This window comes from Sessilibacter sp. MAH3, assembly GCF_054658275.1.
Genome location: NZ_BAAGIE010000020.1, coordinates 1 through 16,810 on the forward strand (window position 1 = coordinate 1; position 16,810 = coordinate 16,810).

Consider the following 16,810-nt stretch of genomic DNA (forward strand, 5'->3'; position numbering starts at 1 on the left):
GTGAAGAAATTGGAAATCACATTTTCAATTTCTGCCCTCTGATTAAATCAAGGATGAGTTAATCAGAGGTTCCTTTATGTTAGTTGGTGATAAAGCCTTGATGGTAAACGCTCTGATCAATTCACATAGGACTTAATCAGAGCTTTCTGTGTTTAAACCAAGCAGATATGATCTTAACGAATGGTGTTTAAACAATTTTTCCCATATGTTTTTCAACAATTTGCAGTAATGGCTTGAATACGCGAGGGCCGCCACAAACAACGTGTCCGGTATTTAGGTGCGTTGCGCCACCTTTAAAATCACTGACAAGACCACCTGCTTCCTGCACTAACAAACATCCGGCGGCGATATCCCACTCTTTAAGATTCATCTCCCAAAAGCCATCGAAGCGACCCGCTGCTACATAAGCAAGATCAAGGGCTGCGGATCCAGCACGACGAATACCCGCTGTTTGACCAGCAATTTCTTCCAATGCTTTTAAATAGGGGCCAATATTTTCCAGCGCAAAGCCACTGAAGGGAATGCCTGTACCGATCAAAGCGCCTTCCATGCCACGTCTTTCGCTAACACGGATACGGCGGTCATTTAGCGTTGCACCTTTACCTCGACTTGCGGTGAATTCTTCGCGTTTTACGGGATCGAGAACCAAGCCATGTTGGACTTGCCCTTTATATTTGCACGCAATTGAAATCGCAAAGTGAGGAATTCCATGAATGAAGTTGGTCGTGCCGTCTAATGGATCAATAACCCATTCGTAATCTGGATTTTCACCTTTCAAATAACCGCTTTCTTCACCGACAAATGAATGATCAGGGTAGGCCTTTTTCAGGTGGTAGATAATTTCTTTTTCGCTCGCCCGGTCAACTTCGGTGACAAAGTCGTTGCGACTTTTTTCTTCAATATCGATAACGTCAACGCGTTCTAAGTAGCGTTCAATTTTTTCAGCGGCTTTTCGGGCAGCTCTCAACGCGATATTGAGCATTGGTTCCATAGGTGTTTCCCACTAGTTCAATTGGAATTGGACTTGAATTGTTGCAAAAGGGCGCGATTGTAACAGCCACTCTATGACTAAACTAGCACGGCTGTTAAAGTATCGCGCCTTAATTGGTGATTCGAACGCAAATTAATCAAATTAATATTTGCTAATATCATCAGTACACACTGTAGAAGGTAAATTTAAGAAGTTAACTATGAGTACCGTCAAGCCCAACAACGATCCAGATTGTTTCAACCGAGTTCGCATTGTTCTAGTCAATACTACGCATCCCGGCAACATTGGTGCCGCAGCTAGAGCTATGAAAAATATGGGGTTAAGCCAATTATATTTGGTTGAACCCAAAGAATTTCCTTCAGAAACAGCAGTATGGCGCGCTGCTGGTGCCGCCGAGCTACTCGATTCTGCGATTGTAGTAAATACTTTAGATGAAGCTATATCAGAATGTAGATTAGTTGTTGGCACCAGTGCACGTGAAAGACGTATTCCTTGGCCGCTGTTAACACCACGGGAATTTGGTGATAGAGCGTATTTCGAGAGCCAGCAACACGATGTGGCCGTTGTTTTTGGCCGAGAAGACAGGGGCTTAACCAATGAAGAGCTTCACAAGTGTAACTATCATGTCCACATTCCCGCTAATCCAGAATACAGCGCACTTAACATAGCGACCGCGGTTCAAGTGCTGTGTTATGAGTATCGAATGTCTGTTCTTGCCGCCGAACAGGGTGGGCCGGTACATTTTGACGATTGGGACCAACCACCAGCGGACAATAAAATGCTGGAGGCTTATTATCATCACCTACAAGAGACGCTAGAACGCCTTAGTTTTCTTGAGCCGGGCAACCCACGCCAAACCATGACTCGATTAAGACGCTTGTACAATCGCACTCGATTGGATGTGATGGAGCTGAATATTCTGCGCGGTGTCTTAACAGCCATGCAGAATTATATTTTTCACACTGAGAAGAAATTAGAAAATCTGGACAACTCGTCTGAAAAATAAGCAGATTTGTGTATAAAAGCGCGTAAAATTAGCAAAGTGTGTCAGAACAACAACTTATCAAACTTTCTGAGTTGTTATCTTGAGGTAACACTGGTATCTTACGCGCCTCTTCTGTGCATCCGTAGCTCAGCTGGATAGAGTAGGTGGCTTCGAACCACTTGGTCGGGGGTTCGAATCCCTCCGGATGCGCCAATAAAATCAATGACTTACGCTATTTTTCCAAAAACCTTAAATATTAACTCGTGAGTTTCGCGTGACTTCAACGGGCACGTATTTTGCGAAAACTATCCAGATCTCATTCTCTCGCGGCCTACAGCCAATCGCATTTTTTGGTCTGCCTCATAGATGTCGATTTGTCTCATAGCATTTCAAAAATTACCCATTTGCATTGATTTGCACACATATCAAAAACTACCATTTTTCGAAACTTCTATTGATTCGCAGAGCCGCCTATCATTACCTTAAAATAGGTTCTCGGGAAATCCTGCTATTATTTGCGCCAACGGAATAAAATTAAACATCTAGAAAAATGTAATTAAAAAATAAATACATATGAATCCAGAAAAATAATAAACAGCTGATTCTAAAATGTAGTTATTTATATGCTTGTGAATACAGTTTCTTGATTAAGTATTCGATAAATAACCTTTAAACATTTATCAATAATTCCTGAGTGATAAATACATCGGTATTTTTAAGTGTTTAGGGTTATCAACCCAGAAAAATAATACTCAGGTGAGTCTATAAATTACGATGTGTAATGTTCAGATTATTAACGCATGGGCCATTAATTTATTAAATTAATGCAGCGTTTTCTCTATTCTAGTGTGTCGGTCAAAATAAAACGACAACGCCGATAACGTCATTAAGTGATCAATACCATCGACCTGCTCAGACATTAAGAGCAATGTTGCGCCAATATCCCCATCGCTGTTGTATTCGCTTTTTTCGGCTTCTTGAATAATTTCTTGCATGAGTGGCTCAAATAAATCGCCAAGAGCGTCGTGGATTTTATTCTCTATCATTTTCAAGTTATCTGACATTTGCAGAGTTAAATCACGGTATTCTTTCATGGTCATTGTTCCTGGTATAAATTCTAGGCCGCTTGCTGTGGAAATGTTGGCCATATATAAACTCCAAATATTGTCTATTAAAAAAGTAACGCTTAGCACCTGTAAAGGTTGACTTTTATAGCGATAAATTGAGATTTAAATCGCAAAACTTGCATTCAATTTATTCGGTAAACATTAGCTTTTGCTAAGCAACTTGCTTTCAATACTTTAGTGCGAGAAGTCTCTGAAAAGTCCTGTAAAACTTTATTTTACAATTGGTATTCGTGCCCTAGCGGTGGAAAACAACCAAAACAAGTTGCTTATTAGAAAGGTTTACATTAGATGAAATAGCGAATCTCATTGAGCTAAAGATCAGTGAGTTATCAGTAAATAATTCAACAAGAATAAAAAATTAAATATTGAATTAAATAAACTATTTAAGGAAAAATATTTTAATAAGTTTTTAAAAATTTTTGGATTTAATTTTTTTAAATAGGTGATTTTTAGGTGTCGAAATTTAATCGTAAGAATTCGTCTTATATCGATATTTTACGAGATGATTACACTTGTATTAAATTTTACGGGTAATAAATTTTGAACGAAATCTAGCGCTGTTTCATGAATAAAATGAAATATACAAACATACTGTCAGTTTTATACGCAGTGGTCAAAATTTGATCCAAAACAAGATCTTTTCTTTTATAGCAAAAAAGAGTATCTTAGCCAGCCGGGAGTTCCTGCCGCATATATAAATAAAATAATTTTTCCAGGACTTTAGATGCACTTTTTTCTGTTTGCCGTTTAAAAACAGTTCCAACCTGGATTTGCAAAGATGTTACATTATTTTTTGATGGGCCTAGCAGTGCTTGCATTATTGAGCATTGTGTTTGAAGAAGTTATTCACGTTAATAAAGCCAAGACCACCTTATTCTTTGGTTGTATTTCGTGGGTTCTTTTATTTTTCTTTGCCGAGAGCGACCAGCAAAGAGAAAGCACCACTCATTTTTTAAATGAGAACCTGTTAGAAATTGCTACTTTGTGGCTGTTTTTAATGTCTACCATGACCTTCGTTGCTTATTTAAATGCTAAAGGTCTTATTCAAACTTTTGTTCAAAAGTTATTTCCCCATACTTTATCAAAGCGCTTACTGCTCATTCTCGTTGCATTGTTCGCACTTGTGCTTTCTGCCATTTGTGACAACGTTACAGCAACATTAGTGAGTATTGGCCTTGTCCAATCTTTCAATTTAGAGAAACCGGATAAATTGAAAATGGCTGCGCTAATTGTGTTTGCCGTAAACTCCGGCGGCGTTGCGTTAATTACTGGCGATGTAACCACTCTAATGATTTTCTTGGGTGGCCACGTTCATATGGGCGAGCTGTTAATCCTGTTAATTCCTTCAGCTGTGAGTGTTACTGCACTTGCATTGATGTTTAGTGCTGGAATGAAAGGTCAGGTTACAACTGAAATCGTTGAAAGAAAATTCAACGGAGTTGACTTAACAATCGCTGGAACGTTTTTCTCTACCATCCTGTGTACAATGCTTTTCAACGTGTTGTTCTCGGTTCCCCCAGTTCTTACATTTATGACGGGTCTGTCTATTATGTTCTTGGTTGGTCGTATGGCTCAGACCGATGACGAACAAACTCAAATTTTGGAATACATTCGAAAAATTGAGTACGACACCTTGTTGTTCTTTTTGGGAATCTTGTTGTTGGTGGGTATGCTGCAAGAGATTCATGTTCTGGCAAAAGTAGCGGAGTGGTATTCTGAAATTGCTCCAATCTACTCAAACTACATTGCTGGTGCTGTTTCCGCATTGCTTGACAACGTTCCGTTGACAGCTGCGTTATTGAAAGCTAACCCAGAATTAAGTACTACCGATTGGCTCGGCCTAACTTATTCTGTTGGTGTGGGTGGTTCTTTGTTGATTATTGGTTCTGCTGCGGGAATTATTACAATGAGCAAAGTTGAAGGGATGACCTTCGGTGCTTATTTGAAGTTTTTCCCAGCGCTGCTAATTTGTTACACCATCGGCTATTCACTATCTATTTATCTTCCATCGCTGTTTTTCTCTTAAGCAGTTAAAGTGATCTAAATTCCCTGTCCATGCATTCGGTAATTTTGAATGCATGGACTGTTTTATATTAGAACCATTTAAATATTTTAAATAGAATAATTTGGATCGCAACCAATACGCCTAGAATCATGGTGAAATTAAAAAACGCAGCCTGATTTTCTACACCTGGCATTCCACCAATATTAATTCCGAATAATCCGGTTAAAAATCCCAGCGGTAAAAATATTGCGGTAATAACCGAGAGAACATAAAGATTACGGTTGAGTTTTTCTGATAGAGCACTGGCCAATTCGTCCATGATGACCTGGGAACGTTCTCGTACTGAATCAAGATTTTCGATAGTACGTATCATTCCGTCTTGAATCTCTTGCAAACGCCGATTAATTTTACCGCCAGTCCAATCCATTTCGATCAGTCGCAATTGTGTTAAAGCTTCTCTCTGAGGTGCGACGTAGCGTCGTAGTAATACTGCGCTGATACGAACTTCAGAAATATTATGACGTAGGGATCGACCGGGATCTTCGAGAACCAATGATTCCAGTTCATCAAGGCGTTCATCGAGTTGATTGACACTTGTTTCAATAAACCGAATTAATAATTGGCTAATTTGTGTAACCACTTCACCGATATTTTTAGGCCCGGTTTTTGTGTCTAGACTTTCTGATACGGTCATTAATGCTTTGGATTTTCGATACCTCAAACTGATAATTCTGCTATTGGTAATCCATAGGCGAACGCCAATCATATCTTCCGGCTCTGCACCTTCGTTATGATTAATGCCACGTAAAATAATTAGAACTCCGTTTTCAAGTTTTAATACGCGTGGGCGGGCGTCAACGTCGAATAAGGCGCTTAAGGTATGTTCGTCCATGTCTGGAAATGCATTTTGCATTTCCTCGCGAGCTGTAGGTTGATTTGCGTCGAAATGCATCCATAGCGGTTTGGCACTTTTAGGAATCTCGCTTAAGCTCTTAAAGGCCGTGCAACCGCCAGCTTCATCGAGTTCTTTGGCAAAAATTAACGAGCTTGTCGAAATATCTGTATTCATAATTAGTAATCTTTTTTCCAAATAATTTCAGCACTGTCGATACCACTGGTGCCACCGGTAGAGCTTTGTAAATTAATTCTTGGGCTAAGTTCTATTTCGATAGTACCTTTCCAAGGTTGGGAAGGATTTGGCGTGCGCTCTAATTCTAGATAGACCTTATCGTTAATATATTTACCTATACCAACGTTTAATCCGTCTTCTCCGTCTGCGGTAGTTTCTGTGTCAACGGTTAGCGTATCTACGCCGAGAAGCTCGCGCGTAGTAGCGAGGGTATTAAACACGGCACCTTCACCTCCGCCACTGAGTGTTTGTACCGCAGAGGCAAGTTGCAAGGCTTTGATGGGCGTAATATCGGTTACTGATTCGCCGAAAATGATGAACGACAATATTTCGTCTTCAGGAAGACTTGGTATAGAGCTGAGTTTTAATTTGTAGTCACCGTTTTGGCCGCTCATGTCTGCCTGAATACGGAGATCATTTTTGTTATAAACCCCAGTAATAGCGATGGCCACCGCATTATTGACGAATCCAACGTTGCCTTGCTCCAATTGAAACGTTTTACCAAATACTTCGAATTGGCCGCGTACAGTTTTAAAATCGCCGTTATATTGAGGCTCGTCAACAGTGCCTGATAGCTTAATTTCGCCAGACAGCTCGGCTTCTACGCCACGGCCGCGTAAATAGGCTTGCCGATCCGCGGTTATAATTAAATCGAGATGAACTATTGGTGATTTATTTTCTAAATATTGTTGTGTTGAGTTTTCTTGCGTTTCATAAACTTCTTCAACCTCAATTTGAGCAACGCTGGTATTGGTGGTGTTTTTTAGAACCGCCTGAAGTGGCGAAACATTCAGTTTTCCTGCCGCAGTAAGTTCTTTAAATGACCCTTTAACTGAGATATTGCCAGTCGTCTCACTTTCAACTTCGGGTCGACGAATTATACTGGCAGCATTGGCAATTAATGTTATATCAATTTCGCCAGAGTCTTTTCCGTTTGTTAAGGGTAAAACAATACCACCGGTAATATCGTATTGACCTTTACCACCATCGTTTGCTGTACAGACGTCGAACTCAAACTGATAGTTTGTTGAATTAATTAGGCATTCAATTTTATCAATAACGGTTCCTGTTAATACGTTTTGATATCTACCGTTGGTTAACTCAATTGATCCCACAATTTTGGGTGCCGTTAATTCACCGCTAATATCTGTATTGGCTTTAAGCCTGCCATGAATACGATGAATGTCTGGGTCGATAAAAAACGATAGTGTTTGCAAGCCTATTTCGGCGTTTACGCTCGCATCAATCGGAATAGCGTTGCTGAGAGAGTTATTTAACGCTAAATCAATGTAGCGATAAAAGGGCGCTTTAATATTGATAAATCCAGGTGGATTATTATCTCTTTTAATGGTGGAGTTTATGATAATGTTTTCATCGTTGTTATGAAAATCAACTCCCAAACTTAGACCCACTTTTTGAGAATCTCCAGTTCGTGAATAGCCGTCAAACGTTGTTTTGTACAGTAGGTTTCCTATAACAACGGGTCTTTTAATGCTTCCATTCGCGTCGATTTTTGCTTGGAAGTTACCGGGTTTTATTGGAATAGCAAGAGCTTGCAGCAGTTGAGTAGGTAGTTGATCTGCTTCTACAGAAACCTGAAACTCTTCGCCTTGATATTGGCCATGTGCATTTAATACTTGTTGTTGATACGCAAATACCGTCAATTCATTTAATAGGTATTTTTGGGTATCTGAACTGCCTATTAAATTTGCTTTAAAGGGAATATCTTGAAATTGACCTTGTGTCTTAATATTGGCTTCTACGGTTGGATTTTTGAGATTGCCTGAAGCATTAAAGGTACCATTGAAAATAGCACTCAGACTTTCTGGTAACTCAATTCCCGCGGCACTTGCGAGATAAAGCGGTAATTCATTGATGCTACCTGTTAAGTTGCCTTCTAATGTATCGATATCGATAAAACCTTCAACATGACTTTTGCCTTCGGGCAAAATGACATCTAAAGACCGAATAGATACCTTGTTCTGTTGTTTGCTACCGCTTATGTGTGTGGTAAACGAGTTTACTTGGTATTTTCCTTGACCTTCTAAAACAATATTACCGTTAGGGTTCAGATAATTACCTAGCAAGCTACCCTGGGCATGGTTGATTTTATAATAGAGATCTTTAGGTAATTGGTCGTAAAATTTTGCGACTAAATATGTGTCGATGTTGTCGCCAATAAAATTAATATCCAAGTCTTTATCTTCAATATTTATGTTTCCATTGACTGCTAATTTACTGTTATTAGAGGTAACCTGAGCATCGTCTAACGATACTGCTTTCAGACTGCCAACACCTTGCAAACTTACTGCAACCGGTATTTGGTTGTAGTTAGAATTTGCGGCAAGTGTGCCTTTGAATTTAGGTTCTTTAAATGTGCCTGAAATATTAGACTCAGTATTGATGCTGCCACCTTGAATTTGAGGAACCCATGGTGACACTAATCGTATTGGGAATTCGTTTACATCAACGTCTAAATTGATAATTGGGTAGGTAATTGCGCCGCTAAAATGATGTTCGGTTCCACTTAAATTTAACGTAGAAGATTTTATATTCAACTGCCAGGTATGTTCAGGTGTACTTGCGGAGTTATTGCTGACAGGCACCTGCGGAACAAAATCAAGATTTGCCACCAGCGACAATTGCTCTTGAGCAATGGGTAATTTAAGTTGTGCAATATCAAAAGTGTAGGTTTTATCGTGCTTTTTCACACCTATATCTACGGTAACATCTATTTTTTGACTGCCAGGTACTTTTAATAACTTAGACGTTATGCCTCCCGCGGGTTCGGTTAAATTTCCTATTATTCGATGTTCATTTATAGATACCGAATCGGTTTTAACAGAAAGGCCCGGAAATTGTTCAAGCAACGGCTGTGCGTTTAATACAACTGCGAGAGTTTTATGACTATCGAATTCTACATTGGTCGAAAATTTATAATGGATTCGGTTTTCGATATCCAGCTCTGCACGGGTTGTTTCCGGTAATAGATTACGAATATCCAGAGCCTGAATGGTCAAGTCATCTAAAGAAACCATTGTTATGTATTGCTCAATATTAAAAGAGCTTTCTTTCGCGATTGAATCTGTATTGTTGGTCGTAGTTTGAGAAAGTTGGTGATCGTAAAATATGCGATCAGACGTAAGAGTTTTTATGTGCAGATGTTTGTTAAATATTTCGTCGAGCGACCAATGAAAAACAAAGTTATCAATCTCAATCCATATCTTTTCGTGCTTTTTTATGGAGAGTTTTTTAAACGTTAAAATATCCAAACTGGTAAAGGTTGGATCACTTAATTCAACAATGAGTTGTTGATTTTTAAACGTACTTGAACTGTTCAACCAATCAAGACCGGAGGTTAATGTCCATTCTCTACCGGCTTGTGTGAAAACCAGTGTGTACAACAAGCTACTTAAAAATAGTAGCAACGCGATTATGCCTATAAAAATATACAACAGGCTTTTTGCGATGCTTTTAGGAGTTACTGCTGAAAGCTTCATTAAAATGCTTGACCTAAACTGATATAAATTTGAAAGCTGTCATCAATTTCTTCTCGTCTGTCTAGAGGAAAGGCAACATCAAAACGAATGGGGGCAAAGCTGGTATAAAATCTTAACCCAACGCCCGTACCAAACCGTAAATCTTCTCCTAGGCGCGGTAATTCACCGTTGTAGGCGTTACCTCCATCTAGAAAAACGACGCCGCCCCAAGTATCACCCCAGTGCAATCGGGTTTCGAATGAGACTTCTGTGTAGGACAGTCCGCCTTCAGGATCATTGCCATCCAATGGACCTAATGTTTGGTAAGGATAGCCGCGCACAGAACCACCGCCGCCGACGTAAAATCGTTCTGTGGCAGGTACTTCGTCGCGAGTTGTGCCCGAAATAGAGCCAACGGCACCTCGAACAGCGAATGTGGGTTTCCAAAAGGTGTTATCGAACGTTTTATAATAGCTACCTGCGGCGGTAGTTTTTAAAAATCGAATATTGGTGTCGGTGATATTCAAGAAAGGTTGAAGACCGACACCAGCGACCCAGCCGGTTCTTGGATCAAGAGCTGCATTTCGTTTGTCGTATTCGGCATTAAAGGGCAACGAAACTAATGCGAAGTCATCTCGATCACCGTCACTTTCGGTGACTTGAGAAAGGTCGGTTTGTATACCCAGCGAAGCGCGCAGTGGATCGCTGATTTGGCGGCTCAGTTCAACACCAAAGCTGGCTGTATCAGAGTCAAAAGCATCGGTCTGTTCAGATTCGATCTCGGCAAACAATGTCAACGACTGCTCATCAAAACGATAATGTGGGATAGTGTAATTGGATGTTAATGCTTGCCGGTTTTGAGCTATGTAGGCATTTAGGTCTAAGTTTTCGGCTCGACCGAAGAGATTTCTGTGTTCCCATCCGGTAGATACACCAAAGCCTTCATCGGTTCGAAATCCGAAACCGGCGGATATCGTACGGTGATTTCGCTCGGTAACATCAATGGTAATAGGAACGCCGTCATCGGTAATCTCTCCCGTTGAAATCACCGCACTTGCTAAAAGATTACTCTGTAGCAACACCAGTCGAAACTCATCCAGTTGAGCACGGTTATAGCATTCGCCGCTGGTAAAATTCATTCGATCACGAAGGTAAGCTTCGTCGATACTTCTCAGTCCTGAAAAGGTAACCGGGCCAAAGGTGGTTGCTGGGCTGGGTGATGTGCTGTAAGTAAGCGTGGCATTGCCAGTCTCAGGAAAAATCTTGGCTTTGTACACAACCTTTACTTGATACAAACAACTGTTGCTTTTTACCCAGGTGGTTAGATTGTCTTGAATAATCAGCACTTTTTCGGCAACAAGAGGATCGCCTGTTTTTAATAACACATAATTATCGGGTATGGGTGGCACCCCTTCGGGTAATTCAATGTCGATCTTGTTGATCACATAGAGTTTGCCGGGTTGTATAACGTGGCTTATTTTTCCATCTATTTGTTGTGAAGATATTTTGGCGGAGTAATAGCCTTTAGAACGTAGAAACTCGTTAAGTAGTGTTCTTTCGTAATTGGCTATTTTATTTTGATTACTGTATAGCTTTAAAATCTCATTGTCTTTATGTTGCCTGCTAAGCTCTTCTTGCAACATTTTTTTTAAGAGCGTTGCGTCTTTTTCACCGCCAACGGTTTCAATTTTAATTTCACTGCGACTTGAATTATCGTCAAATAAAGCCAGCGCGCTGACTTGATACGCTGGGATAAAAGATGCAACTAATCCTAGGCAGGTGTAACCAATCGCGTATACCAAACCCTGTGTGTTTGATCGTAACTTTCTAAATAGCGGTTTATTATTAGAATAGGCCAAACTAATATGCATTCCAATTGTAGGGTTTATTCCATATGCGCAGATTTAGCGCAGCCAATATAAACATTATTGTAACGTGACCGCCTTAATAAGTAGATATAAGAAGCTCTGATTAACCTAGAGTTTCCGGTAACACAAGTATGTATCGCCAATTTCAAGAACGGTAAGTCATTGAAATTGGGAAGAAACTGGAAATCATGTTTTCAATTTCTATCCTTCGATTGAATCATGGATGCGTTAATCAGAGGTTTCTCTTGTTAATCAATACGAGTTTTCTAATGTACGGTAATTTTAACGAATCATCTTACGGTGCTAATAACATCGTCAATACGCTGAACAGACAATGAATAATTCCTCAGCAGAGACATTAGAAGTCTGAGATGCTCTCATCTGAAATTTAACCAATGAACGAAAATTAAAACCGGTGTATGTATTTTGTTCAATTCGTTGCCGGGCTTCATTTGTCTTAAAGTATGGAGAATTTGATACTCTTTATAATCATTAATTCCATGAATAATTGTCGTTCACGCGATTACCGAATCATAGAACCCGCAAATTCCTAAACGCTGAAAAAATAATAAAAATAATAGTGGTTGGGCAACATTCGGCGTTAAGTCGCTTATTTACCATGCAGAGTGTTGTTGAGTATGAAACGAAGCTAGAAGATTTTACTGAGAAGATCGGTGATAGAGGATTGTGTTGCTTAATATAACAACTTTTAATTAAGGGCTCGGTGATTTAATTAGAGGTCAGAAATTGGCAATACCATTTTCAACTTCTTTACAAGTTCAATCACTGATCATTTTTGAAGTTGGCGATATGCCCCTTTACCGCTGGAGATTCTAAGTAAATCTGAATTTTAGGTAAAAAAAACCGCACAAAATTGTGCGGTTTAAGATGCTGCTATTTAGGCTTTATCGTCTACTTTTTTCATGGTTTCCATGAACTCTCGTCCCCACGCTTGTATGTCATAGCGATCAACCACCCAAAAAGCTTCACGTATTCTTGAGGCGGCTTCGTCTTTGTCCATATTAAGCGCTTGAAAACAAGTTGCTGCCAGATCGTGCTTGTCGTGTGGATTGGTGAGTAGGGCACCTCGTAATTCCGCAGCCGCACCAGCAAATTCTGATAGCACTAGTACGCCTCGACCATCGGTTAGTCCCTGTGCGGCTATGAACTCTTTTGCGACCAAATTAAGTCCGTCACGCAAAGGTGTAATCCACATAACATCGGCCATGCTGTAATAAGCGACCAAATCATTAAACGGAAATGTTTGAAAGAAAAATTGCACGGGTGTCCAGCCAACTTTAGCAAAGCGGCCGTTAATTCTTCCCACCACTTGTTCAATCTGCGTCTGTAGGTCTTGGTAAATAGTCATCTCTTTTGCTGCTGGAACACAGATGGTTAAAAGAGTCACTTGACCTTTCAGTTCGGGATGTTGGGTCAGTAGCAGTTCAAAAGCTTCCAGTTTTTGCAAAATTCCTTTGGTGTAATCTAGCCTTTCAACCGATAAAATTAATCGGCTTTTACCTAAGGCATTTTCCAATGCTTTGGTTTTGTCTAAGAATTTGGGGTTATCCAAAGCTCTGTGGATACGTTTTAAGTCGAGTCCGACAGGCATTGCGCCCAAATGAATATCTCGACCATTAACCTCAATGAGCGTTGTCATTTCGTCAACACCCACAGCACAGCCGTAGGTTAAAAAACGAGGGGCACAGCTGTTGCGTTCTTTAACGGTCAACGGCGTTACACCTTGGGCGACATCTAAAAAGTTTTCTGACTGACGAGGAATGTGAAAACCAACAAAATCACATTGTAATAAACTGCCAACGATATCTCGTCGCCAAGGCAACACATTAAATACATCTGCCGACGGAAAATACGTATGATGGAAAAAAGCGATTTTTAAATCTGGTCGCAGTTCTCGTAAAAAAGCGGGAACCATCCAAAGATTGTAATCGTGAATCCAAACCAAGGCCCCATTGGCGGCTTCTTTGGCAGTTTGTTCGGCAAATTTTTTGTTTACCTTTAAAAATACTTTCCAGTGATCTTCCCGAAAAGTGGCTTGTTCCCAAAATGTGTGTAAAGTTGGCCAAAAAGCTTCTTTCGAAAATTGCTTATAGAAAATATCCACTTCGTTTTTACTGAGCGTGACCCTAGATGCAGTTAGGTTAGGGTAGAGCTCATCATCGACGGTGGTCTTTGCTTGATAATTCTCAACTTCATCTGCAAGCGTCGTCCAGGCAATCCACGAGCCTTTTTTGCCGTCACTAAAGAAACTTAACAACGTAGGAATAATACCGTTAGGTGATTTAGGGTTTCGCTGTTTAACCGCTCCGTCATCAATAAATTCTTCAAACGGCAAACGGTGATAAACAATAACTAACTCTGCTTCACCTAAAAAAGCAGATTGTTGATTTGATGAAATGGCTTTTTTTGCGTTCAAAAATCCAAAATGATCAATAGCTTCGATAATGCCTCCGCATCCAGATGCGGTTGCATGATAGACATTATCGTAGCCATCGGTCTGTTGGAGAAGTTCTTTTTCTGATTTACCCACACACACGCCCATAAATCCATGCTCATACATAGATAAATCGTTTAATGTGTCACCGGCTACTAAAATATCGTCTTTTGGTATTTCTAGGTGTTCAGCTAGGGCTGTTAGTGTTGCACCCTTGTTAACGTTTTTCGGTAAAAAATCCAAGTAACGACCGGCGGAGTAGAGTAGATCGCAATCAAAACTCTTAGCAATTTTCTCGAAATCTTCGTGCAACGCCGATGCTTCACAAAAATAAGAACAGCGACGTTCTTGAGGTACGTCTTGACGGACAGCATGAGGGAAATCACTCATAGCCTGTTCAATTTTCCACTCTCCAGGCCAGCGTGAATTTATATCGGATTGAATTGGTTGTATGGGTTGCAGTGTTTCACCGTTAACTACGGTCGCACCAACATCGCAAATAATATAGTCGGGCTGAGGTATGGTTGGATCGGATAACAAGGGTAAAACCGATTCAAGCCCACGACCGGTAACAAATGCCAAATCGATATCAGGGTGAAGAGAAATAAGTTGGTACAACTGGTGTCGTTTTTCTGAGTCTCCTGCTAAAAATGTACCGTCTAAATCAGTGGCAAGTAACATTTAAGCCTCCTACAGCTATTTGAGTATTTCTGTACTTCAGAAATATGAATACAAAATAGTATTCGATTTACGCAATAAAAATTTTTCTTTGGCTACTGCAGAATTTAAACAATCGCAGTATTTAAAAAGATCCTATCTTTTAAGTTAATAATGCTCTTAGTGATCTGAGATATGTTTTTGGTTGTTCCGTGTGTCGAGCTCATCGGATTCAAAATCAGTATTTAGCTCGGAATTATTTGGTTCTCTCAGTTCAGTTTGATCAATGTCTAGATTTTCATCGGTTTCAGTTGGGTTGTGACTTATATCATTGCCGCCCCATACCGAGGTTGAGTCTTCGATAATTTCTCCGTCTTCGTTTTGTTCTGGCGGCAACATCTCAAATGCCATGGGCGATGTACGAAGCATCGGAACAAAGTCAGCGTTATGATCTTCTGGATTTTCTTGTTTTGAGCGCGCGATAAACCAATAACTTGAAAGGGCCAATATCGCCAAGGCAACAGACCAAAATATCGGCAGGCTATTTACCCCGAAAATTTCCATAAGTTGGCCAGCTAAAGCAGGGCCCATCATTGAACCAATACCGTTGATTAACAGCAGTTGACTGCTGCCTCCAAGCATATCTTTTGCATCAAGGTGATCGACCAGATGCGCTACCGCAACAGGGTAAATTGCAAAAGCAAGGCCGCCGTAGACAGCAATTACCACAAACATTGCATAGGGCAAACTGGATATCACAGACAACAACAAAGCTACGACGGCAGCCGCAGCGCTGATGATAAAAATAACTTTTCGTCGATCTTGGCCGTCTGAGAATTTACCCAAAGGGAATTGGAAAACAGCACCACCAACAATGGCGCAAGTAACAAAAGTTGCAACAGAAGAACTTTGGAATCCTATTTTAGAAGCATATGCAGCAGCTAGACCCCAAAATGCTCCCATAGCTAACCCGGAAAAAGCAGAGCTCAACACAGCAACTGGAGCCGCTTTAAATACCTGCGATAATTTTATGCGTGAAATATCGGTAACTTCGGGTTGTTTCATTCGAGTCCACGTTATCGGTGTCAAACTCAAACAAATTAAAATACTTGAAATTGCAAACAGCAAAAAAGTAATGGATGGATCGATACGCAGCAACTGCTGGGCGACTGCAAGAGCGCCAAGGTTTACGGTCATATAAATGGCAAACACTTTGCCGCGTTGTTCACTGGGTGTTTGTCCGTTTAACCAACTTTCAATCACTGTATACAAAATAACGAGAGAAATACCGGTAAATACGCGTAATACCATCCATGCGATTGGGTTTACGAATATCTCATGAGCTAACACTGTTGCTGCGGCAATGGCAGCACAAAATGCAAAAGCTCTGATGTGGCCCATACGGCTGATGATTGGTAGGGCTAAGTAGGTACCAACAAAGAACCCCGCAAAATAGCTCGACATGATCAAACCTAGGGTTGTAGAGCTATAACCTTCAATGCTGCTTCTTAACGCTAGAATTGTATTTAATAAGCCTGTGCCAAGTAGTAATAACGCAACTCCGGCGAGAAGTGCGCCAATTGGAATAATTAGTGGAACCATAACAATGTGATTTTTGACAATTTGAGTGGTAAGACAATCAATTCAAAACATGAGTTGACTACGAGTTTTTCTATAGAATAGCTTGAAAAACGCTCTTTCATACTTGAGCACTCTTCAATCTACAACGAACAACTGTTTAGCTCTGCTCGTATACTGGACTGATTATACTTAACCTATAAATGCTTACTACGATTGTTATGAAACAATTACATAAAAAAATTCGTATGCATGTAATGACTAAAGCGATTAACGTGCCAATAAAAATTGTATTTTAATTTTATCTATTAAATGACGAAAAATAGAGTACGAAGTTCTAATTGTGGCGCAAATAGCACTTTAATTTTGTGTTGCAGAGGTTGGGGATGAAAATAAACCCGTCAATATTTGAGATGTTTTTATAGAATTAACCTTCGAGTTGTAAATTTTACAAAAATCATTCTAATTTGAATAAACTGTAATTTCGTCAAAGTAGGTATTCGATGTTTGTGCTTTTCTCAATACTTAATTCCACT

Annotated in this window: 9 protein-coding genes and 1 tRNA gene; 3 read left to right on the top strand and 7 right to left on the bottom strand. The window is 40.1% G+C overall.

Going from position 1 to position 16,810, the window contains the following annotated elements; translation table 11 throughout:
- Nucleotides 1-187: 187 nt before the first annotated feature.
- Nucleotides 188-991 (bottom strand): inositol monophosphatase family protein, encoded by an 804-nt coding sequence (locus ACYQ2C_RS12755; RefSeq protein WP_460049415.1) that lies wholly within the window; start codon nucleotides 989-991, stop codon nucleotides 188-190.
- A gap of 199 nt (nucleotides 992-1,190) precedes the next feature.
- Between ACYQ2C_RS12755 and trmJ the strand changes: the two genes are divergently transcribed.
- Both trmJ and ACYQ2C_RS12765 read left to right on the top strand, forming a co-directional pair.
- Complete coding sequence (trmJ, locus tag ACYQ2C_RS12760) at nucleotides 1,191-1,997, top strand: tRNA (cytosine(32)/uridine(32)-2'-O)-methyltransferase TrmJ (protein ID WP_460103108.1); 807 nt, start codon at nucleotides 1,191-1,193, stop codon at nucleotides 1,995-1,997.
- 115 nt (nucleotides 1,998-2,112) lie between these two features.
- Nucleotides 2,113-2,189 (top strand) — tRNA-Arg (locus tag ACYQ2C_RS12765).
- A gap of 608 nt (nucleotides 2,190-2,797) precedes the next feature.
- Here ACYQ2C_RS12765 and ACYQ2C_RS12770 read toward each other — a convergent pair.
- Nucleotides 2,798-3,124, bottom strand: a complete 327-nt coding sequence (locus ACYQ2C_RS12770) for a hypothetical protein (protein ID WP_460103111.1) — start codon at nucleotides 3,122-3,124, stop codon at nucleotides 2,798-2,800.
- Between the two features lie 757 nt (nucleotides 3,125-3,881).
- Here ACYQ2C_RS12770 and nhaD point away from each other — a divergent pair.
- Nucleotides 3,882-5,129, top strand: coding sequence for a sodium:proton antiporter NhaD (gene nhaD / locus ACYQ2C_RS12775; protein ID WP_460103113.1), 1,248 nt, complete (start codon nucleotides 3,882-3,884; stop codon nucleotides 5,127-5,129).
- Nucleotides 5,130-5,196: 67 nt separating this feature from the next.
- Here the strand turns inward: nhaD and ACYQ2C_RS12780 are convergent, their stop codons facing one another.
- The 5 genes from ACYQ2C_RS12780 to ACYQ2C_RS12800 form a co-directional block, all read right to left on the bottom strand.
- Complete coding sequence (locus ACYQ2C_RS12780) at nucleotides 5,197-6,177, bottom strand: zinc transporter ZntB (RefSeq protein ID WP_460103115.1); 981 nt, start codon at nucleotides 6,175-6,177, stop codon at nucleotides 5,197-5,199.
- 2 nt (nucleotides 6,178-6,179) lie between these two features.
- A complete protein-coding gene (locus ACYQ2C_RS12785; protein WP_460103117.1) occupies nucleotides 6,180-9,737 on the bottom strand; it encodes a translocation/assembly module TamB domain-containing protein in 3,558 nt (1,185 codons plus the stop codon).
- Nucleotides 9,737-11,575, bottom strand: a complete 1,839-nt coding sequence (locus ACYQ2C_RS12790) for an autotransporter assembly complex protein TamA (protein ID WP_460103120.1) — start codon at nucleotides 11,573-11,575, stop codon at nucleotides 9,737-9,739. Before ACYQ2C_RS12790 ends, ACYQ2C_RS12785 begins: the two co-directional genes overlap by 1 nt.
- A gap of 907 nt (nucleotides 11,576-12,482) precedes the next feature.
- Nucleotides 12,483-14,720 carry a glucosylglycerol-phosphate synthase gene (ggpS, locus tag ACYQ2C_RS12795; protein ID WP_460103123.1) on the bottom strand — a complete coding sequence of 746 codons (2,238 nt, stop codon included), beginning with the start codon at nucleotides 14,718-14,720 and terminating at the stop codon, nucleotides 12,483-12,485.
- 156 nt (nucleotides 14,721-14,876) lie between these two features.
- Nucleotides 14,877-16,298 (bottom strand): MFS transporter, encoded by a 1,422-nt coding sequence (locus tag ACYQ2C_RS12800; protein ID WP_460103125.1) that lies wholly within the window; start codon nucleotides 16,296-16,298, stop codon nucleotides 14,877-14,879.
- Nucleotides 16,299-16,810: the final 512 nt, after the last annotated feature.